Origin of the sequence: Massilia orientalis (genome assembly GCF_030411975.2) — a bacterium.
GTDB lineage: Bacteria > Pseudomonadota > Gammaproteobacteria > Burkholderiales > Burkholderiaceae_D > Telluria > Telluria orientalis.
In genome coordinates, this window is the sequence record NZ_JASNRB020000016.1 from 64617 (window position 1) to 83755 (window position 19139).

General features: G+C 66.2%; 23 protein-coding genes. 17 read left to right on the plus strand and 6 right to left on the minus strand.

What is annotated here, in order from left to right:
• Positions 1-11 precede the first annotated feature (11 nt).
• The 4 genes from QPK29_RS23520 to QPK29_RS23535 are packed head-to-tail and all read left to right on the plus strand — an operon-like array spanning position 12 to position 2430.
• On the plus strand, positions 12-980 hold the full coding sequence (locus QPK29_RS23520; RefSeq protein WP_371768556.1) for a flagellar motor protein MotB: 969 nt from the start codon (positions 12-14) through the stop codon (positions 978-980).
• Positions 981-1009: 29 nt separating this feature from the next.
• Positions 1010-1288 carry a flagellar biosynthesis anti-sigma factor FlgM gene (gene flgM / locus QPK29_RS23525; protein ID WP_371763703.1) on the plus strand — a complete coding sequence of 93 codons (279 nt, stop codon included), beginning with the start codon at positions 1010-1012 and terminating at the stop codon, positions 1286-1288.
• 4 nt (positions 1289-1292) lie between these two features.
• Positions 1293-1721, plus strand: a complete 429-nt coding sequence (flgN, locus tag QPK29_RS23530) for a flagellar export chaperone FlgN (protein WP_056123397.1) — start codon at positions 1293-1295, stop codon at positions 1719-1721.
• On the plus strand, positions 1708-2430 hold the full coding sequence (locus QPK29_RS23535; RefSeq protein WP_371768557.1) for a glycoside hydrolase family 73 protein: 723 nt from the start codon (positions 1708-1710) through the stop codon (positions 2428-2430). Before flgN ends, QPK29_RS23535 begins: the two co-directional genes overlap by 14 nt.
• Here QPK29_RS23535 and flgA read toward each other — a convergent pair.
• The gene (flgA, locus tag QPK29_RS23540; RefSeq protein ID WP_371768558.1) at positions 2420-3133 is read right to left on the minus strand and encodes a flagellar basal body P-ring formation chaperone FlgA; all 714 of its coding nucleotides are present in this window, start codon (positions 3131-3133) and stop codon (positions 2420-2422) included. The two genes, QPK29_RS23535 and flgA, sit on opposite strands and share 11 nt — an antisense overlap.
• Positions 3134-3206: 73 nt before the next feature.
• Here flgA and flgB point away from each other — a divergent pair, with 73 nt between their 5' ends.
• The 12 genes from flgB to QPK29_RS23600 are packed head-to-tail and all read left to right on the plus strand — an operon-like array spanning position 3207 to position 12998.
• Positions 3207-3566, plus strand: a complete 360-nt coding sequence (gene flgB, locus QPK29_RS23545; protein ID WP_056123393.1) for a flagellar basal body rod protein FlgB — start codon at positions 3207-3209, stop codon at positions 3564-3566.
• A gap of 10 nt (positions 3567-3576) precedes the next feature.
• Positions 3577-3981, plus strand: a complete 405-nt coding sequence (gene flgC, locus QPK29_RS23550; RefSeq protein ID WP_056123391.1) for a flagellar basal body rod protein FlgC — start codon at positions 3577-3579, stop codon at positions 3979-3981.
• Positions 3982-3983: 2 nt separating this feature from the next.
• Positions 3984-4649: a flagellar hook capping FlgD N-terminal domain-containing protein gene (locus tag QPK29_RS23555; protein ID WP_371768559.1), complete on the plus strand. Its 666-nt coding sequence runs from the start codon at positions 3984-3986 to the stop codon at positions 4647-4649.
• Between the two features lie 41 nt (positions 4650-4690).
• Positions 4691-5875, plus strand: coding sequence for a flagellar hook protein FlgE (locus QPK29_RS23560; protein ID WP_371768560.1), 1185 nt, complete (start codon positions 4691-4693; stop codon positions 5873-5875).
• 12 nt (positions 5876-5887) lie between these two features.
• The gene (locus QPK29_RS23565; RefSeq protein WP_056123383.1) at positions 5888-6613 is read left to right on the plus strand and encodes a flagellar basal body rod protein FlgF; all 726 of its coding nucleotides are present in this window, start codon (positions 5888-5890) and stop codon (positions 6611-6613) included.
• A 37-nt stretch (positions 6614-6650) separates the two neighbouring features.
• Entirely contained in the window at positions 6651-7436 is a 786-nt protein-coding gene (flgG, locus tag QPK29_RS23570) for a flagellar basal-body rod protein FlgG (protein ID WP_200948751.1), read from the plus strand.
• Positions 7437-7438: 2 nt separating this feature from the next.
• Positions 7439-8107 carry a flagellar basal body L-ring protein FlgH gene (flgH, locus tag QPK29_RS23575; protein ID WP_056123377.1) on the plus strand — a complete coding sequence of 223 codons (669 nt, stop codon included), beginning with the start codon at positions 7439-7441 and terminating at the stop codon, positions 8105-8107.
• Positions 8108-8114: 7 nt separating this feature from the next.
• Positions 8115-9272 (plus strand): flagellar basal body P-ring protein FlgI, encoded by a 1158-nt coding sequence (locus tag QPK29_RS23580; protein ID WP_056123374.1) that lies wholly within the window; start codon positions 8115-8117, stop codon positions 9270-9272.
• Positions 9272-9613 (plus strand): rod-binding protein, encoded by a 342-nt coding sequence (locus tag QPK29_RS23585; RefSeq protein ID WP_371768561.1) that lies wholly within the window; start codon positions 9272-9274, stop codon positions 9611-9613. The genes QPK29_RS23580 and QPK29_RS23585 overlap by 1 nt, the downstream gene beginning before the upstream one ends.
• 45 nt (positions 9614-9658) lie before the next feature.
• Positions 9659-11029: a flagellar hook-associated protein FlgK gene (flgK, locus tag QPK29_RS23590; RefSeq protein WP_371768562.1), complete on the plus strand. Its 1371-nt coding sequence runs from the start codon at positions 9659-9661 to the stop codon at positions 11027-11029.
• 11 nt (positions 11030-11040) lie between these two features.
• Positions 11041-11952, plus strand: coding sequence for a flagellar hook-associated protein FlgL (gene flgL, locus QPK29_RS23595; protein ID WP_056123365.1), 912 nt, complete (start codon positions 11041-11043; stop codon positions 11950-11952).
• A 5-nt stretch (positions 11953-11957) separates the two neighbouring features.
• A complete protein-coding gene (locus tag QPK29_RS23600; protein ID WP_371768563.1) occupies positions 11958-12998 on the plus strand; it encodes a hypothetical protein in 1041 nt (346 codons plus the stop codon).
• Positions 12999-13115: 117 nt separating this feature from the next.
• Here the strand turns inward: QPK29_RS23600 and QPK29_RS23605 are convergent, their stop codons facing one another.
• The 5 genes from QPK29_RS23605 to QPK29_RS23625 are packed head-to-tail and all read right to left on the minus strand — an operon-like array spanning position 13116 to position 17918.
• Positions 13116-13898, minus strand: a complete 783-nt coding sequence (locus tag QPK29_RS23605; protein ID WP_371768564.1) for a hypothetical protein — start codon at positions 13896-13898, stop codon at positions 13116-13118.
• Between the two features lie 36 nt (positions 13899-13934).
• The gene (locus QPK29_RS23610) at positions 13935-14489 is read right to left on the minus strand and encodes a DUF2059 domain-containing protein (RefSeq protein WP_156403643.1); all 555 of its coding nucleotides are present in this window, start codon (positions 14487-14489) and stop codon (positions 13935-13937) included.
• Positions 14490-14501: 12 nt separating this feature from the next.
• Entirely contained in the window at positions 14502-16115 is a 1614-nt protein-coding gene (locus QPK29_RS23615; protein ID WP_056123354.1) for an OmpP1/FadL family transporter, read from the minus strand.
• Positions 16116-16125: 10 nt separating this feature from the next.
• Positions 16126-17136, minus strand: coding sequence for a hypothetical protein (locus tag QPK29_RS23620; RefSeq protein ID WP_056123351.1), 1011 nt, complete (start codon positions 17134-17136; stop codon positions 16126-16128).
• A gap of 20 nt (positions 17137-17156) precedes the next feature.
• A complete protein-coding gene (locus QPK29_RS23625) occupies positions 17157-17918 on the minus strand; it encodes a C39 family peptidase (protein WP_160409567.1) in 762 nt (253 codons plus the stop codon).
• A gap of 208 nt (positions 17919-18126) precedes the next feature.
• Here QPK29_RS23625 and QPK29_RS23630 point away from each other — a divergent pair, with 208 nt between their 5' ends.
• Positions 18127-18978: a helix-turn-helix domain-containing protein gene (locus tag QPK29_RS23630; RefSeq protein ID WP_156403644.1), complete on the plus strand. Its 852-nt coding sequence runs from the start codon at positions 18127-18129 to the stop codon at positions 18976-18978.
• Positions 18979-19139 lie beyond the last annotated feature (161 nt).

Sequence of the window (19139 nt, forward strand, 5' to 3'; positions counted from 1 at the left end):
TGGAGCGATAAGTGCAAGCTACCAAGAAAGCCGCCGCCGACAAGCACGAAGCGACCATCGTCAAGCGTGGCGGCGGCAAGCATCACGACGACGAACACGGCGGCGCGTGGAAGGTCGCGTTCGCCGACTTCTGCATGGCGCTGATGGCGCTGTTCCTCGTGCTGTGGCTGATCGCCGCGCGCGAAGCCCAGCAAACCAAGAACATCGTGCGCGACAACACGGCCAGCGGCCTGCTCGAAGGCACGGGCGGCAAGCCGGAAGTCAAGTCGAGCCCCGCCGGCAGCCTGATCGAACGCTTCCAGCTCCCGAAGAGCAACGGCGGCGCCGAAGGCCCGGCCGCGGGCGCCAAGGCGAATACCGATACGGTCCGCACGAAGTACGAATCGCCGTCCGAACTGGCCGCGCTGGCGCACCGGCTCGAGCAGATGAGCGTGGACGCCGGCCTCGCATCGAACCTTGCCGCCGTGATCACGCCGGACGGCCTGCGCGTGATGTTGCACGACACCGACCGCCAGGGCATGTTCGTGCGCGGCAGCCCGCTGCCGACCGCCAAATTCGCAAAACTGTTGCGTGCGATGGCACCGCTGTTCGAAAAGATGGAAAATCAGATGTTGATCGTAGGCCACACGGACTCCTTGCAGTACACTAAGGCCGGACCGACCAGCTATTCCAACTGGAGCCTGTCGGTCAACCGCGCTCTGGCTGCGCGGTCCGAACTGCTCATCGGCGGCATGCGCAGCGACAGCATCCTGCAACTGGTCGGCATGGCCGACCGCGCCCCGATCGACGCGGCCCATCCGGATGCCTCGACCAACCGCCGTATCGAATTGTTAATCCTGACCAGCAAGCAAGCGGCTGCCATCAAGACCATGTTCGGCACTCCGGCGGATACCGAAGCCCTGACCTCCGACGCGTCCACGTCCAAAACGGACGATCCGGCGCTGAAGGACCTGCGCAGCCAGATGGTAAAGAAACCATGACGATTCAATCGAAAACCCGAGGACCACGCATGAAGATTTCCAGCGCCTCTTCGCCTTCCGTCTCGATCGCCCCGCAGGCGGGCGGCGCAGCCGCCGCGCCGGCGGCCGCCCCGGTTGCCGCCCCGGCGGGCAACGACGCCCTCGAATCCGCCGTGCTGCAGCCGGCCCAGAAAGCGCTTGGCGCCCTGCCCGACTTCGACGCCGCCCGCGTGGCCGAGCTGCGCGACGCGCTGGCCAAGGGCGAACTGCCGTTCGACGCGGGCCGCCTGGCCGGCCTGATCCAGCGCTTCCACGGCAGCAAGGCTTGACCCCATGAGCCGCATGACCCGCGACCAGGCCGTCGCGCGCCTGCTGGACGGTGTCCAGGCCGACATGACCGCCTGCGGCACGATCCGCGACCTGCTGGAACGTCAATTCCAGGCCGCCATGCGCCACCGCGCCACCGAGCTGGCGCTGCTGGCCGAGGCCCTCACGCCCGAACTGGACGCGATGGAACAGCGCCGCCAGCAGCGCGTGCAGCTCGTGCGCGCCCTGCTGGGCCAGCAAGCGACGATGGACGACCTGTTCGGCAGCCTGCCGGCGCCGCAGCGCACGCGCGGCCAGGCCGACTGGGAACAGCTCGAGACGCTCGTGCGCGACTGCAAGCAGGCGACGACGCGCAACGGCAACCTGATGGCTGAACAATTTACGATCATGCAACGCCTGCTGCACGGCGAAGACGATACCTATGCGCCACGCTGAATTCACGACGTCGATCCCCTCGTTGACCCCGACTGCGGCCACCGCGCCCACCTCGCCGATCGGCAACGGCGGCGGGAAGTTCGGCGGCATCTTCAACGAGGTGCAGGGCGAAGTCACCGACTTCATCCAGAACGGCGGCGGCGATTTCGCGCCGAGCGCCCAGCTCAGCGCGGAGGGCCGCATGTGGGCCGCACGCAGCCAGGGCGCAACGGCGGCCCTGATGGGCGGCGATACCGACGCGTCGCCCGACCAGCAGGCTTTCCTGGAAAGCATCGCGCCGTGGGCGAAAGAAGCGGCCGACAAGCTGGGCGTGGCGCCGGAGCTCGTCTCCGCGCACGCCGCACTGGAATCCGGCTGGGGCCAGCGTCCGCTGCGCAATACGGACGGCAGTTCATCCTATAACCTGTTCGGCATCAAGGCCGGCGCCAGCTGGAAAGGCGATGTCGCGCAGTCCGCCACCACCGAATACGTCGGCGGGGCCGCCATCAAGACGAACGCGAAGTTCCGCGCCTACCCGGACCAGGCCAGCGCCTTCCGCGATTATGCGCAGATGCTGATCGACAACCCACGCTTCCACGGCGCACTCGGCGCCGGCACCGACGCCCGGGCCTTTGCCGCCGGCCTTGCCAAGGGCGGCTATGCCACCGATCCCGCCTATGCGGCCAAGCTGTCGCGCCTGGCCGGCAAATTGCAGAACATCAGCGGCTGATCGCCATGTCGATCGGCTCAACCGTGCCGGGTCCGGCGACGCGCATGCGCACGACCTGCCCGCTGCCGGCGTTGCGCACGCGCACGACGGCACCCTTTCCGCCCGCATCCAGTGCTTCTCCGGCCATGCTGACTTCGATACCTTCGCGCCGCGCGATCATCATGACGGCATCGCCGCGCTTCACCAGGACGGGGCTGCTGAGCTGGCCGCTGCGCAAAATGTCTCCTGGATGCAACATGCGACGAGACATTTGTCCGACCGCATCGGCTGGATTACTGATCGGATCGGCAATGTTGGAAATATCACGCCGCTCGATCGTAACTTGTGTGTCAGTCAACGCTTCGTTGGCCGCCACCGGCGCCGCCGCGATCGCGACCATGGCCGTCACGCGCGCGCGGACGACGTACTCGTACCGCCATCCGGGCGTGTCCGGACAGCGCGCCAAGAAGCGCATCCTCTGGGGAAAGCGGGTATCGAGCGGTTCCACGGCCACTTGCTGGCTGCACGGCGGCGCCGGCCGCGCGGTCACGACGGCAATCTCGAATTGCGGTTCGGTCAGGCCGGACGCGGCCATCTGTCTTTCCAGTTCGGCACGGGCCGATTGCTCGATTTGCATGGGAATCGACGGCGTCGCCGCTTGCGCGAACGCAGAAAACAGCATCAGTGATAAAGCGGCAAGGGTTGCCTTACAGAAAGCAATCATTAGAGAATAGTGGCTGCGGAAAAAATCTGATTCTAACCAATCATCCGAAGTTCAACCGACAGGAGTTCCCGACATGACGATTAATTTCAAAGATGCACTGGGTGTGCATGCCGACGCGCTGGAACTGCGCGCCGAGCGCACCAAGGTGCTGGCGGCGAACATTGCCAACGAGAGCACGCCCGGCTACACCGCCCGTGACATCGACTTTGGCGCCATGTTGCAGGATCGTATCGACACCGAGAACGGCGAGCTCAGCCTGAGCGACGACCAGCCCCTGTACCGCGTGCCCTACCACCCGAGCGCCGACGGCAACACCGTCGAGATCGGCGTCGAGCAGGCCGCGTTCGGCCAGAACTCTTCCGATTTCAATACCAGCCTCACCTTCATCAACATGCAGTTGCGCGGTCTGGCAAAAGCCATCAACGGTCAATAACAGGTCAACAATGGGCTTCAAGGACATTTCCCAGATCGCCGGTTCGGCGATGGCGGCGCAGTCGGTGCGCCTGAACACGATTGCCAGCAACCTGGCCAACGCCGACGTCGCGGCCGGCTCCGAAGCGGAAGCGTACCGCGCCCGCAAGCCGGTCTTCGCGGCCGTCATGGGCAACGACGCCAGCGCGGGCGTGCAGGTGCTCGACGTGGTCGAGAGCGCCGAGCCGCTGCGCCGCGTGCACGAGCCGGGCAACCCGAAGGCCGATGCCGACGGCATGGTCTATTACACGAATGTCAACGAAGTGTCCGAGATGGCCGACATGATGTCCGCCAGCCGCGCCTTCGAAACCAACGTCGAAGTCCTCGGACGCATCAAATCCATGCAGCAGTCGCTGCTCAAGCTGGGAGAATCCTGAACATGGTGACCACCAATCACGCCACCAACACCCAGTTCGGCAGCACGTCGAATACGGGCAGCAACAAGATCGCAACGCAGGCGCCGACCGACGCCAACAAGGACATGTTCACCAAGCTGCTGGTGGCGCAGATCCAGAACCAGGACCCGCTGTCGCCGCAGGATCCGACCCAGTACGTCAACCAGCTGTCGCAGCTGTCGCAGACCGAGGCATTGCAGAACCTGTCGCAGACGACGACCGCCAGCGCATCCGTCCTGCAAAGCCTGCAGACGCTCGCGATGGGCGGCCAGGTGGGTTCCGAGGTCACGGTCGCGACGGACACCGTCAGGCTCGACGGCAGCAAGGTGAACGGCACCGTACAGCTGAACGGTCTCTCGGCCGGCACGAGCCTGGTCCTGACCGGTGGCGACGGCCAGCAGCATGCGATCGACCTGGGCCCGGGTTCCGGCGCCCAGTCGTTCACGATCGATCCGGACGCCCTTGGCCTGGCGCCCGGCACGTACAAGATCCAGGCCAAGCCATCGGACGGCAGCGCCCCGACGATCGAAGTGGCGGCGCGCCTGAACAGCGTGCGCGTGAACGGCACCAGCGTCGTGCTCCAGGTGGCCAACATCGGCGAGGTGGATCCCTCGGCCGTCACGGGTTTCAACGGCAAGACGGGCTCCTGAACGGCGCCCACCCTCTACCGCAACGCATTTAAGGAATCGACATGAGCTTCGACATCGCACTGTCCGGCATCCAGGCCATCAACGAGCAACTGAACACCGTTTCGAACAACATCGCCAACGCGGCCACCTACGGCTTCAAGGGCAGCCGCGCCAACTTCGCGTCCGTCATGGCCGGCAGCCGCCCCAACGGCGTGGAAATCGGTTCGGTCACGCAGAACATCAGCACGAACGGCAGCACCCAGACCACCGGCCGCGGCCTCGACGCCGCCATCGACGGCCGCGGCTTCTTCGTCAGCGTCAACGCCCAGGGCACGACGCAGTATTCGCGCGTGGGCATCTTCTCGACCGACTCGACCGGCATGCTGATCGACAGCAACGGCAACAAGGTGCAGGGCTACGGTCCGTCCAAGAACGGCACGCTGGGTGCGATGGGCGACGTGCAGATCCCGACCGGCCAGATCCCGGCCGTCGCGACGACCGGCATCGCCTACACCGGCAACCTGTCGGCCGACTGGACCGTGCCGACCGTCACCCCGTTCGACCCGACCAAGAACACCTCGTACAACATGGTCAAGCAGTCGATCGTGTACGACTCGCTGGGCACGCAGCACACCCTGTCGCAATACTTCGTCAAGAAGGACGCCAACACCGTCAACGCGTTCTATTCGCTGGACGGCGCCACGCCGGGCACGACGCCCGCCGTGCTGACGTTCGACGCCACCGGCGCGCTGAAGACCACCACCGGCAACTCGGTCGCCATCACGGCGGCGGGCGGCGCCGCGGCCGGCAACGTCACCATCGACTACACGGGCACGACCCGTTTCGCCGGCGAAGCCACCACCACCACCAACCGCAGCGACGGCTATGCGTCGGGTACGTTCGTGGGCGTGGAAATGGCGGCCGACGGCTCGCTCGTGGCCAAGTACAGCAACGACCAGTCGCAGGTGGTCGGCACCGTCGCCGTCGCCACCTTCGCCAACGAAGGCGCGCTGTCGTCCATCAGCGATACCAGCTGGGTGGCCAACTCCGCGTCCGGCGCCGCCCTGTACAGCTCCCCGGGCGTGGGTCTGGCCGGCAAACTGGCGACCGGCGCACTGGAAGGCTCGAACGTCGACATCACGTCGGAACTCGTCGGCCTGATGACGTCGCAGCGCAACTACCAGGCCAACTCGAAGGTCCTGACCACCGAGAACCAGATGATGCAGGCCCTGATGCAGGCCCTGTAAGACTGACGCCCCATGGATAAACTGATCTTCACCGCCGTTTCCGGCGCCGAGCGCCTGATGCGCGCCCAACAGGTCCACGCCAACAACCTGGCGAACCTGGACACCGCGGGCTTCCGGGCCAGCATGGAAGTGGCGACCAACCAGCAGCTGGGCGGTTTCGGCTACGACGACCGGCATATGTCGTCGATGCAGGCCGACATGGTCTCGACCCGTGCCGGCACGGTCCGCGAAACGGGCCGTCCGCTCGACGTCGCGATCGGCGGCCAGGGCTATCTCGCCGTGCAGTATGGCGACAGCGAAGCCTATACCCGCTCCGGCGAGATCGACATCGGTCCCGACGGCGCGCTGTCGGTCCACGGCCATGCGCTGATGGGCGAAGGCGGCCCCATCGTCCTGCCGCCGCACACCGCGGTCGAAATCGGCAAGGACGGCACGATTTCCGTGCTGACCGAAGGCGCCACGCAGATGCAGGTCGTCGACAAGCTGCGCCTCGTGAACGCCACCGGCGCCGAATTGACGAAGAACGAGGCGGGCCTGATCGTGACGCGCGACGGCGCCCAGCTGCCGGCCGATCCGGACGTCAAGGTCCGCCCGGGCGCGCTCGAAGGCAGCAATGTCTCGGCCGTCGAGGAAATGGTCGCCACCATGAGCCTGAACCGCAGCTTCGAGGTGCAGATGCGCCTGTTCAAGGCCAGCGACGGCATGAACGAAGTCGGCAACAAATTGATCGCAGGCTGAACGCGCGTCCCCAACCGAATCAGAAGAGAGAGAAACCATGAATCCAGCAATGTGGATCAGCAAGACCGGTGTGCAGGCGCAGGATGCGAAACTGCAAGCCATCGCCAACAACCTGGCCAACGTGAACACGGTCGGCTTCAAGCGCGACCGCGTCGTGTTCGAAGACCTGTTCTACCAGGTCGACAAGCAGCCGGGCGCCCAGACGGCCGACAACACGGTCAGCAACGGCGTCCAGCTCGGCAACGGCGTGAACATCGTCGGCACGCAGAAGGTGTTCACCAACGGCAGCATCCAGACGACGAGCCAGCCGCTCGACGTGGCCATCAACGGCAACGGCTTCCTGCAGGTGCGCCGCCCGGACGGCCAGCCGGCGTTCACCCGCGCCGGCCAGCTGCAGGTCGATTCGAACGGCGTGCTGGTCAACGCCCAGGGCCTGCCCCTGGTGCCGCAGATCACGGTCCCGAACAACGCGACCGCGATCACGATCGGCGAGAACGGCATGGTCAGCGCGACCGTTCCGGGCAACATCGCCCCGACGGAACTGGGCCAGCTCACGCTGACGACCTTCGTCAACCCGGCCGGCCTGCTGGCCCTGGGCGACAACCTGTTCCAGGAAACGACCGCCAGCGGCACGCCGAACGAAGGCCGCGCCGGCGACGGCGCCTTCGGCAAGATCAAGCAGGGAGCACTGGAAGGGTCGAACGTGCAGGTCGTCGAAGAGATGGTCGACATGATCGCCGCCCAGCGCACCTATGAAATGAACACCAAGGTGTTGTCGGCCGCCGACAACATGCTGCAATACCTGTCCCAGGCGTCCCGCTGACCATGAAACGCTTCGCCCTCGCCGCCGGGATGGCGGCCAGCCTCGTGCTGACCGGATGCGCCTCGCGCGTCCCCCTGAACAACCCTGCCCCCGTGGACGACGCCCTCGCCCTGCCGAAAGCGCAGGCGGCGCGCGCCGGCGTCGGGGGCGGCGTGTTCAGCGCCGATACCGTCTCGCTGACCTCGGACGCGCGCGCGTTCCGCGTGGGCGACGTCGTCACCGTCCTGCTGCAGGAAACGACCCAGGCCAGCAAGAAGGCCGGGACCAGCTTCAGCAAGGGTTCCTCCGCCTCCGTGACGCCGATCAGCGCGCTCGGCAAGACCTTCGGCCGCACCGGCCTCGAGATCGCCGGCGACCGCAGCTTCAACGGCGACGCCACCAGCACCCAGCAGAACGCGCTGACCGGCGCGATCACCGTGCTCGTGCAGGAAGTGCTGCCGAACGGCCTGCTGCGCGTGGCCGGCGAAAAGCGCCTGCAGCTGAACCAGGGCGAGGAATACGTGCGCATCAAGGGTTACCTGCGCGCCGCCGACATCGACAACGAGAACCAGGTGTCGTCGCTGCGCGTGGCCAATGCCCGCATCGCCTATTCCGGCCAGGGCTCCCTGGCCGACGCCAATACCCCCGGCTGGCTGACCCGGTTCTTCACCGGTCCGTTCATGCCCTTCTGAGGACGTCATGACCCGCACCTTACGTTTCGCTTCCCTGGTCCTGGCCGCGGTGCTGGCGCTGCCGGCCCTGGCCGCCCCCGCCGTGAAGACCGCGTCCGCCGGTCCCGACATGGCCATCCTCGCGCGCACCCAGCCGCTGCGCAACCTCGCCAGCGTGGAAGGCGTGCGCGAAAACCCGCTGGTGGGCTACGGCCTCGTCGTCGGCCTGAACGGCAGCGGCGACTCCACCCAGGTGAAGTACTCGAGCCAGTCGGTCGTCAACATGCTCAAGCAGTTCGGCGTCAAGCTGCCGGAAGGCGAGGAAGCGAAGAACAAGAACGTCGCCGCCGTCATGGTCTCGGCCGTGTTCCCACCCGGCTACCGCCGCGGGCAGCAGATCGACGTGACCGTCTCGTCGCTGGGCGACGCGAAAAGCCTGCGCGGCGGGACCCTGCTGCTGACCCAGCTGCGCGCGGCCGACAACGACGTCTATGCGCTGGCCCAGGGCAACCTCGTCGTCGGCGGCCTGTCGGCGGCCGGCAAGAGCGGCTCGTCGGTGACGGTCAACACGCCGACCAGCGGCCGCATCCCGAACGGCGCGATGATCGAGCGCGAGATCGCGACCGATTTCGCCACCCGCCCGGCCGTGCTGCTGCGCCTGCGGCACCCGAACTTCGACACCGCGACCAATGTCGTGAACGCGATCAACCGCCGCTTCGGCCAGGTCGCGACCACCGCCGACGGCACCAGCGTCGAGGTCGTGGCGCCGACGAATCCGACCGAACGCGTCGCCTTCGTCGCCAAGCTGGAAAACATGGCGGTGGAAGCCGGCGAGGAAGTGCCGCGCGTCGTGTTCAACTCGCGCACGGGCACCGTCGTGATTTCCGACGGCCTGCGCGTGAAATCGGCCGCCGTGACCCACGGCTCGCTCAAGGTCGTGATCTCGGAAAGCTCGGCGGTCAGCCAGCCGGGACCGTTCTCGAAAGGCCAGACGCAGGTCACGCCGCAATCGAAGGTGTCCGTCGACCAGGGCTCGGGCCAGATGTTCCACTGGCCGGCCGGCGCCCGCCTGCAGACCATCATCGACACGGTCAACAGCCTCGGCGCGTCTCCCGACGACATCATGGCGATCCTGCAAGCCCTCGACCAGGCCGGCGCGATCGAAGGCGAACTGGTGGTGATCTGATGCTGAACAACGTCAACGCAATCGGTCCGGAACAGCCGGACCAGGCCACGGGCGAAGAGAAGGTGGCGCCCGCCGCGCTGGACAAGGCCTACGTTGCCAAAGCGACCAAGGCCGCCGTCGAATTCGAGAGCTTCTTCATCTCGCACATGCTGCACCAGATGCGCGAGACCACGCGCGCCATCGCGCCGGACGACAGCCCGACGAAGGACAAAGTCAACCAGGACATGACCGACATGGTGGACAACATGTTGGCCGGTAACATGGCGCAACAGCGTGCCTTCGGCGTCGCCGATGCGATTTTGCGGCAGATCTTGCCCGCGCCGCTTAATAAAACGAGCTGAACGGTCGCCTGTCATTACTGATCACGCACAAGAAGGCTACGCCCCATGAGCATCCTGAACAACGCCCTGTCCGGAGCAGTCGCTTCGCAACTGGCCCTGTCCGCCAGCAGCCAGAACATCGCCAACCTGCAGACCAAGGGTTACACCCGCCAGTCGGCCCTGCTGAGCGCGGTCGCGCCGGCGGCCGGTTCGAGCCAGGCCGGCAACGGTGTGCGCGTGACCGAGCTGATGCGGTTCTCCGACAGCTACAAGACGCAGCAGATGTGGCGCAGCGCGTCGGACCTGGGCGCGCATTCGCAGACTCAGCCCTATCTGACCCAGCTGGAAAAGGTGATGGGCGACGACACCGCCAGCCTGTCGAGCGGCGTCGACGGCTTCTTCGCGGCATTGAACTCGGTGGCCGGCGTCGACCCGACGTCGACCCCGCTGCGCCAGCAGGTGGTGACCGCCGCCGGCCTGCTGGCCCAGCGCTTCAACAGCATGAATAACGTCTACAACGCCCAGTTGCAATCGGTGCGCCAGCAGCGCAGCGCGTTGGTCGACTCGGCCAACACGACGATCGCGTCGATCGCGTCGCTGAACGCCCAGATCGCGAACGCGAATGCCACCGGCAGCAATCCGTCGGCCCTGATCGACGCGCGCGACCAGGCCATCGACAGCCTGGCGGGCCAGATGGGCCTGGAAGTCAGCGACCAGCCGGACGGCACCCGCAACGTGTCGCTCAAGACCGGCCAGTCGCTGGTTTTGGGCGGCGTCCCCGGCAAGCTGTCGGTCAGCGGCGGCGCCGCGCAGACCTTCAGCCTGACGTTCGCCGGCACGACGTTCGACCTCGACACGACGAAGGCCGGCGGCCAGCTGGGCGGCCTGTCGGTCTATGAACAGGACACGCTGCTGCCGCTGCAGCAGGGCGTGGCCGAGATGGCGCAGCAGATCGCCGACAAGGTCAATACCCAGCTCAAGGCCGGGTATGCGATGGACGGCTCGGCCGGCAAGCCGCTGTTCGTGTACAACCCGGGCAGCACGTCGAACATGCTGCAGGTGGCGGACGGCTACCAGACGTCCGACCTCGCATTTTCCGGCGACGGCAAGCCGGGCGACACCGGCAACCTGCAACAACTGGTCGCCATCAAGAGCCAGACGATCACGATGGCGAAGATCGGCACGGTGCTCATCAGCGACGCCGACACCCAGCTCGTCGGCCGCCTCGCCGTCGACAGCCAGCAGAACAAGGGGGCTCTCAAGACCGCGCAGACGATGCGCGACCAGGCCGTCGCGGACTGGCAGTCGACGAGCGGCGTGAACCAGGACGAGGAAGCCGTGCATCTCGTCGAATACCAGAACATGTACCAGGCCAATATGAAGGTGATGTCCGTCGCGAACGCGCTGTTCGACGCCACCTTGCAGATGATGGGCTAAAGGAGAAAAGCATGCGTATCGCCACCAGTCAATACCAGGCGATGATGACCCAGTCGCTCGAGCTGAACCAGGAGAGCATCACCTACGTGACGCAGCAGATGGCCAACGGCAATCGCATCCAGCTGCCGTCGGACGATCCGGTCGACAGCGTGCGCCTGTCGCGCCTCAAGCGCGAAGAAGCCGGCATCAAGCAGTACCGCAACAACATCGCCGCGATCAACGAACGGCTCACGAAGAACGAAGGCTACCTGCAGAACATGGTCAACGACATGGGCCCGGGCCGCGACCTGCTCGTGTGGGCACTGAACGGTTCGAACACCCCGCAGGACTTGAACGCCATGGTCAGCCCGCTGACCTCGTTGCGCGACAGCCTGATGTACTCGGCCAACACGGTCGACCAGGAAGGCCGCTACGTATTTTCCGGCACCGAGACCGGCACGGCCCCGATCACCTACAATGCATCCGCCCCGCTCGGTTCGCGCTACAGCTATGCGGGTAACACGAATGACCAGCTGGTGGTGGTGGGCAACGGCATCACCCAGGTGGCGAACCAGAACATCAGCGGGCTGGAAAAACTGCTGAACCAGCTCGACCAGACGATCAGCACGCTGTCGGGCAGCACGGTCAACGCCAACGACCCCGCCGTGCGCACCATCCTGAAGGCCAACCTGGACGGCTTCGACGATGCGCTGAATCTCGTTACCGGCAAGGTCGCCGTCATCGGCGGCCAGCAGAACGTCCTCAAGACGATCGACGCCAACCACGAGAACGTCAGTCTGTCGAACCAGACGGCGATCCTCGACATCGGCCAGCTCGACGTCGGTACCGCGGCCATCGAGCTGAACGGCTACCAGACGGCACTCCAGGCCAGCTACAAGGCCTACAGCAAGATCGGCACCCTGTCCCTGTTCTCGGTGCTCTGACGGCGATGGATACCACATTACGAACCACGACCGCCGGCGGAACCGGCGGCACACTCGGCACCCGGGCGAATGCCTCGTCCCGCCTCGTTCCGACCCGCTCGAGCGGGTCGGTCGACGACGCCGCGGCCGCCACGACGGCGGCCTCCGCCGCATCCGCGGCGCCGCTGCGCGCCAACGGCAGCGCGGCGAAGATCGCCAGCGGCCTGCAGGACCAGGTGGCGGGCGCCCAGCAGGCGCTCGACTACCTCGAACGCGTGTCGAACCAGCTCGAGGCGCTGAAGGGCGAGCTGACGGCCAAGCTGGCCGGCACCCGCAACGGTTCGCGCCTGCAGCTCGAAGTCCACGCGCGCCAGCTTGCGCAAACGCTGGCCGAGCGCAAGAAGACCGGCGGCGGCAGCGTCGACAACAACCTGAATTATTCGACGAAGCCGGCCACGCAGCGCTTCCGTATCCGCGGTCTCGACATCGCCAGCATCAAGCAGAGCGCGCCGCTGAACATCTCGTTCTCGGTCGGCAGCGCCGGCGGCCCGCAGATGGGCGTCAACATCGAGCCGGACCAGTCGAACCAGGAAGTCGCCCGCGCCCTCGACCGCGCCCTCGCCCCGATGGGCGTGCACGCGAGCCTGGACGAGAACGGGGAACTCGTGTTCTCGACGCCGGAATCGAACTGGTCGTCCGTCAAGGACAGCATCGCCGTGAGCGGCCGCGGCCGCGTGACCACCGAAGAACTGCCGGCGAACCTGGCACCCCAGCTGTGGAACGTGGGCACGGAGACCGGCAATGCCGACGCGCTGCGCCAGAGCCTGCGCGAAGTGGTGCAGGCGCTGGAACGCGTGCACCGTTCGCAGGCCGCCGCCAGCGCCGCCCTGCAGGCTGCCAGCGCCCAGGTGTCGGATGCCGCGACGCCGCCGCCCGACATGACGATCGCGATCGACGACTTCGGCAAGGTCGCCGCCAGCACGGACTACGAGTCGCTGATCGCCCTGACGTCGGCGCTCGTCGGCGTCAGCCGGGATCGCGTCCTCGCGCTGCTCGGCCTGCGCTGAAAATCGACGTCGTCCCCGCGCAGGCGGGGACCCATACTGAGTTCGCGTCGACGCGAACGCCTCCACTGTTGGAACGTGCGCATGGATTCCCGCTTTCGCGGGAATGACGTGCGCACCTCAGTGCCCGATCGGCTTGACGCTGATCGTCGTCCCCCGCAAATCGATGTCGTGAATCTCGATGCTGCCGAACGTCGGCCCCGGATGGCTGCCCACGCGGATGTTGCGGAAGCTGATCTCGCCGATCGTGCTGGGCAGGCGCAAGGTGATGGAGCCGTCCTTGTTCACGGTCGCGTGCGAATTGCCCGGGTCGTAGCTGACGTCGCGCACCGTCGTGTCGGCCGACAGCAGCAGCGCGAGCGGATTGAACACCGTCGCCAGTTCGCCCAGCACGCGCACGCCGTCGTTCGGCAGCGCGTGCTGCACGGCGGTCTGCACCCCATGCTGGCCGCCCTGCGCCGCCATGGCGATCAGGCGCAGTTCCGCCTGGCGGGCCTGGTCGCGCAGCGCATCACTCAGTGGATCCTCCTTGCGTCCCTGGGCCGTCACCTCCCCCAGTTCCTCATCCGACAGCGCACGCAAGCCGCGGCCGAATTCGCGCCCACTTTCGCCGCCCTGGCGCGTGGAGACGGCCGCCGCCGGCGCCGCCGCCACCGCCGCGTAGGCGTGCAAAGGCCCGAGCAATGCGGTCGCCAGCGCCGCCGCCATGCGCAGGCTGCGCTGGCGCCGCACGGCGCCGCGCACCTGCGCCTGCGTGATCAGCTTCATGTCGGCCAGGATCTCGCCCAGCCGGCGTCCGCTCTGTTCCTGCGCGCGGATTGCCGCGTCCAGCTGGTCCTGCGAGATCAGCTTCTTCTCGATCAGGATCTGGCCCAGCCGGGACCTGTTGGTACTGCGTGTCATCCAGTCGCTCATCCCCGCCTCCTCATGGTGTGGTCATCACTGCCCGACGGCCGCGCGCAGCTTCAGGCCCACGCGGTTCTGCAGCGCCGTCATCTTCGGCTGGATCTGCGCCGCGTTGGCCTTGGCCACGTTGTCGCCGACGGCCTTCTTCATCTCCGGCACGACGCTCTCGAACTTCGCCAGCACGGGCGATTCGAGGATGCCCGCCAGCTGTTTCAGCTCCTCCTCGCTGAACTTCTGCGCGAGCAGCGGCGCCACGCTGGACTGCACGATCGCGCGCGTGCTCGTGCGCAGGCCCGCGGATTCCTGCTCGACGAACGTCGTCGCCTCCGCCGTGATGTCCTTCATCGTCGCGTCCTGCTTGTCGGCCGGGACGCGGCTCTGCACCACCACGCGCGACTGCCGCAGCATGTCGGCCACGGGTGCCTGCAGCATCTGCAGGCCGACGGATTCCAGTCCCATCTTGTCCAGCACGCGCTGCACGAGCGCCTGCTTGGCGGGGGACACGCCGGTCATGCCCTCCGCGTGCGCGCCCGCGGCCAGGCCCACGCCCGCACCGAGCGCCATCGTCATCCACATCGTTCGCAACATCGTCGTCTCCAGTCAGAACGGCCGCGTGTACGAGGCGCCCGCGTATTTCACGATCAGGCTGCCGGACACGTTGGTGGCCGCGTAAGGGTTGTAGATCAGGTTGAAGAAATTGTCGCAATTCAGATTGCAGTCGCTGCGCGCGGGGATGTCGTACGTCCCCTTCATGTAGCTGCCCGTCAGGTTGAGTTCCCCGCCGTCGTCGAAGCGGTAGCGCAGGCCGACGCTCCTGAGCTTCGTGTCCGGCAGCGGCGCGAGAAGACTCATCTGGTTGCCCGGGATGGAGCTCTTGCGCGGCTCGTAGCCGAAGCGCAGCGCGAGCTTCTTCGTCAGGTTCAGCTGCGTGCCGAAGCTGTAGTTGACGACGCTCCTGAAACCCATCTTGAACGTGGCCTGGCTCGAATTCGCATAGCCGAACAGGCGCGCCATCTCGAGCAGCTTGACGCTGCGGTCGAACTGGAACGTCAACTCGTTCCACTGGGACCAGTCGGCGTAGCTGACGTCCGCGTTCACCTGCACGTAATCCGTCAGCATCAGCTTCATGCCGGCCTGTACCCGCCACGGGAACGGGATCTGCGCCGTCATGTTCCCCGACTGGTATTCGGGGATGTCCTGCGGCATGCCGGTGACGGCGCCGACGATCGGTCCGAGCAGGCTCGAATTCAGGCCGCGCACGAAGCTGCGCAGCATCGGGTCGCTGTGGAACGTGTACGAACCGGTGTAGGTCGTGCGCGCGCCGCCCTGGTACACGAGGCCCAGCGCGAACCATTTTTTCGGTTCCCACAGCACGCCGATGTTGACCGTCGGGTCGAACGACGCACGCAGGTCGAAGTCGATGTTCGCGGCGCGCTTGAACGGGTTGACCATGCCTTCCGGACCGCCGCCGCACAGGCCGAACGTCAGCGTGTCGATCACGGTGCCGTTGCCGTCCGGGCAGACGGCCTTTTGCAGCTGGCCGACGGTGCCGAGCAGCTTGTTGGGCGCGCGGAAGTCGGTGTTGATGGCGAACGCGGAATACGCGATCGGCACCGAGATGCCGATCTTCAGCGTGTCCGACACCTTGTACGCGGCCGCCGGCGACAGGTAGACGAGACGCTGCAGCTGGACGAGGCGGCCGTCGAAGCGCGCGGGATCGTCCGGGTCCTTGGTGCGGTCGATACTCATCGCCGCCGCCAGGTAGACGTTCGTGCCGAACGTCCAGCGCGAACCGGGCGCGTTGTACGACATGCCCATGCTCGGCACCAGCACGCCCGGCAGGCGCGCCTTGGGGACGCCGTAGAACGGGATGTAGAGGGCCTGGCGCACCGGGCCGCTCGACTTGCCGTTGATCGGATCGTCCTTGAAGCCGCCGATGTCGAGGTCGGGCGCTGACACGAACCGGTTCGGGTTGCGGATCGTCGCCACGAACACGGAATCGATGTGATGCGTGCCTTCCAGGCGCGCGAGACCGGCCGGGTTGAAGTGGATCGATTCGATCCCGGGCGGGTCGGCCGTCACCGCATTCCCCATCGCCATCGCGGTGGGGCTCGTGACGAGGTTGTCGGTGACGCCGGCATGGGCGACCGGCGCCAGCGCCATGGCCAGGCCGGCCGCGGCGAGCAGAACGATCGGTGACGGCGCGGCGTTCATGGGCACGGCCTCACAGCGACAACGGCAGGCTCATGGTGAGCGACAGGTTTGGCGCGGCCGCCGTGAGTCCGGCGCCGACCGTCACGTTGACGGTGGTCTTGGGCGACATGCGATAGCCCGCGCCGATCGCCAGGATGCCCGCGCTCTGCGTCTGCGTCTGTGCCTTGTTGCCATTGTCGAAGGTGAGCGTGGAGCGGGCCTGGATCGATTCCTGGAACGAGAACGACGTCGTGATCTTGTACGACAGCGCGTACGCGAAGCCGAGGCCGAAGCCGAAGCTGGCGCCCGGCTTCACTTCGCGCAGCGTGGCGCCGTACATCTGCTGGCTCAGGTGTTTCGCGGCGAGGCTGTAGCCCACGTTGAAGGAGCCGAACAGCGCGACCGGATCGACGATGCGCGTCATGTTGGCGCCGATGTTGAAGGTGTTGACGCCGGAGCCGGTGGCCACGCCCTTCTGCACGTCGACCTTGTACGGACTGGTGCCCGTCGCGAGGCGCACGTTGCCCGTGAGCGTGTACGCGACCTCGTCGCGCTTGACCTCCTGCGGCTGCCAGCGCACGCCCAGGCCCACGTCGCCGATCGTGTGCGAGACGCCCGAGAAACCGCCGGAATCGGAGTAGCGGCTGATCAGGGGCAGCGTGAGGTTGGCGGTCAGGTTGTTGCGCACGCCGTAGTCCGCCATGATCGTGTTGGTGATCGTGTGCGAGTTCGTGTTCTCGATCGAGAACAGCGTGGCGGTGCCGGACGACAGGTCGGTGTTGATCTTTTCCTGGCCGATGTAGGTGTAGCCCAGCTCGTAGTTCAGCTGCACCTTGCCCTTGCGGATCAGCGAGTACTGCTTGTCCACCGCGGTCAGCGTTTCCTTCAGCAGCGTCGTGTTGTCGGCATCGCCCTCCTTCTTCGCCAGCGCGTCGCGCACGGCTTCCGAGGTCGCCGTGTCCTGGGCCTGCGCCGGCACCTGGGCGAGCAGGAGGGTGCAAGCCAGCGCCGGCGCGCACGCCGACATAGTGGAAATCTTCATGGTGGTCCTTCGTGGTGGGTCTAGTGTTTGCGGATCGAGATGCCGCCGAAACCGTTGAGCAGGCGCTCGTTCGCCACCTGCGTGTCGATGGGGCGCTGCAGGCCGCGGTCGCGGATGCGGTCCATGTCGACCACGCCCAGTTCGTCGTCGGCCAGCGCGAGCTTCAACGCGGGCGGATGGTTCTTCGGCGGATAGGCGATGAACAGCGTGTTGCGGTCCCACAGCGTGGCGAATTCCTCGACCGAGAACGTGATGTTGCCGGCCGACGGGTCGGCCAGGAACACGAGGCCGCCGCGCACGCCGCGCAGCACGACGAAGTGCTTGAAGCCGGCGTAGTCGATCGGCACGATGCCCGGCGCATCGAGCGTGAGCAGGTCCGCCATCTCGGCGTGGAAGCCCGCGCTCTGCACGTCGATCGAGGCGAGATAGCGCTTCATGTCGAGCAGGGAAAAGCCGCGCCGCTCGATGATCTTGTCCTTCTCGCCGAAGGCCATCATCCCTTCCATCGACTGCTGCTCGGTGACGTCGATGCCCAGGTGGTACTTGAGGATCGTGACGAGGGCCGCGGAGCCGCAGCTGTAGTCGTAGGCCTGGTGGACGATGTTCTTGTACTTGAGCTCGGAGAACGGCTCCATCGCCACGTTCGGAATGCCGGCCGCGGCCACGGACATGGTCGTCGGCAGGTCGAAACGGTCGAGCGGACGGTCCTGCACGTCGTGCCTGGCAAGCACGCCGCCGCCGCCCACGAGGACCGCGAGGATCCCCAGCAGGAATGTGTACATGATGTCTCCCTGGGGCGCTTCATGCGGCCCCTTGTGGCCCGGCTCCGTGCGCGTTCATGGCGCCCGGATGGCGGATTTTTCATGCATCCCAACGTGGTGTTTTGGCCACGTTTATTGCACTTTTTCTATATTTTGGATGCAGCCACGGCTGACGGATGTTATAAAACGCTATCGTTTTTATAAAAAACCGCTCATTCATTGAGGCACCGTGCACACTTGGGACAGGATCAGCAATGCATTGGGCGAGCCGGTCACCAGCGTGGAGATCGGCGGCGTGCCGCTGCGCGCGGAGCGCTACATCTTCCAGCTGGGCGGCTGCGAAGTCCCGCCGCTCGATTCGATGGTGCTGGCCTGCCACCTCGGCGGCGCGCGCGCCACGGCCGGGCGCAGTCCGGGCCGCTCGTTCGATTTCCTGGCCGGCGCCGCGACCGTGTTCCAGCCCGGCTTCGCGAGCCGCTGGTCGTTCTTTGGTGCGATCGACATGGCGATGTTCCACTTCCTCGACCCGGAGCACGAGATGGTGCGCCACCTGCAGCGCCTGCTCGCCGCGCGCGCCAAGTCGCCCATGTTCTCCGATCCGCTCGTGCATGCGGCCGCCCAGCAGCTGCTGGCGGAAGTGTCCCGCACCAGCACGCCGAACACGGGCTTCGTGGAGCGGGCCTGTTCCCTGATGATCGAGCAGGCGTGCCGCGTGCTGGAAGGCAAGACGGGCCGCCACCTTCCCCCGGACGCCCTCCAGCTGGGCCGCCTGCAGGGCGTGCTGGAATGGATCGGCCAGAACCTGTCGAGCGAGCTGTCCAATGCCGAACTGGCCGAGCGCGCGGGTGTGTCGGAATCGCACTTCCGCCGCATCTTCCAGGAAGCGATGGGGATGACGCCGCACCGTTATGTGTTGCGTTTACGCCTCGAACGGGTGCATGAATTACTGACCCGGACCAGCTTCTCGATCGCCCGTGTTGCGGCGCAATGCGGGTTCAACAGCCAGAGTCACATGACGGCCTGTTTCGCGGCCGCGTATGGCATCACGCCCGCTCGGGCACGCCAGCAGGCACGGTCCTGACCCGCGCCGGCAACGCCGGGTTTGCGTTGCATCAAATTGAAAATCTTGCCTGTCGAAAATGATCGTTTTTTGATAAATACGGGATCATTTTCCGAAGCGTTGCGATTTCGCATGCACACATAATAAAAAACACACCCGGGCACAAGAACCCGTGGCCACTC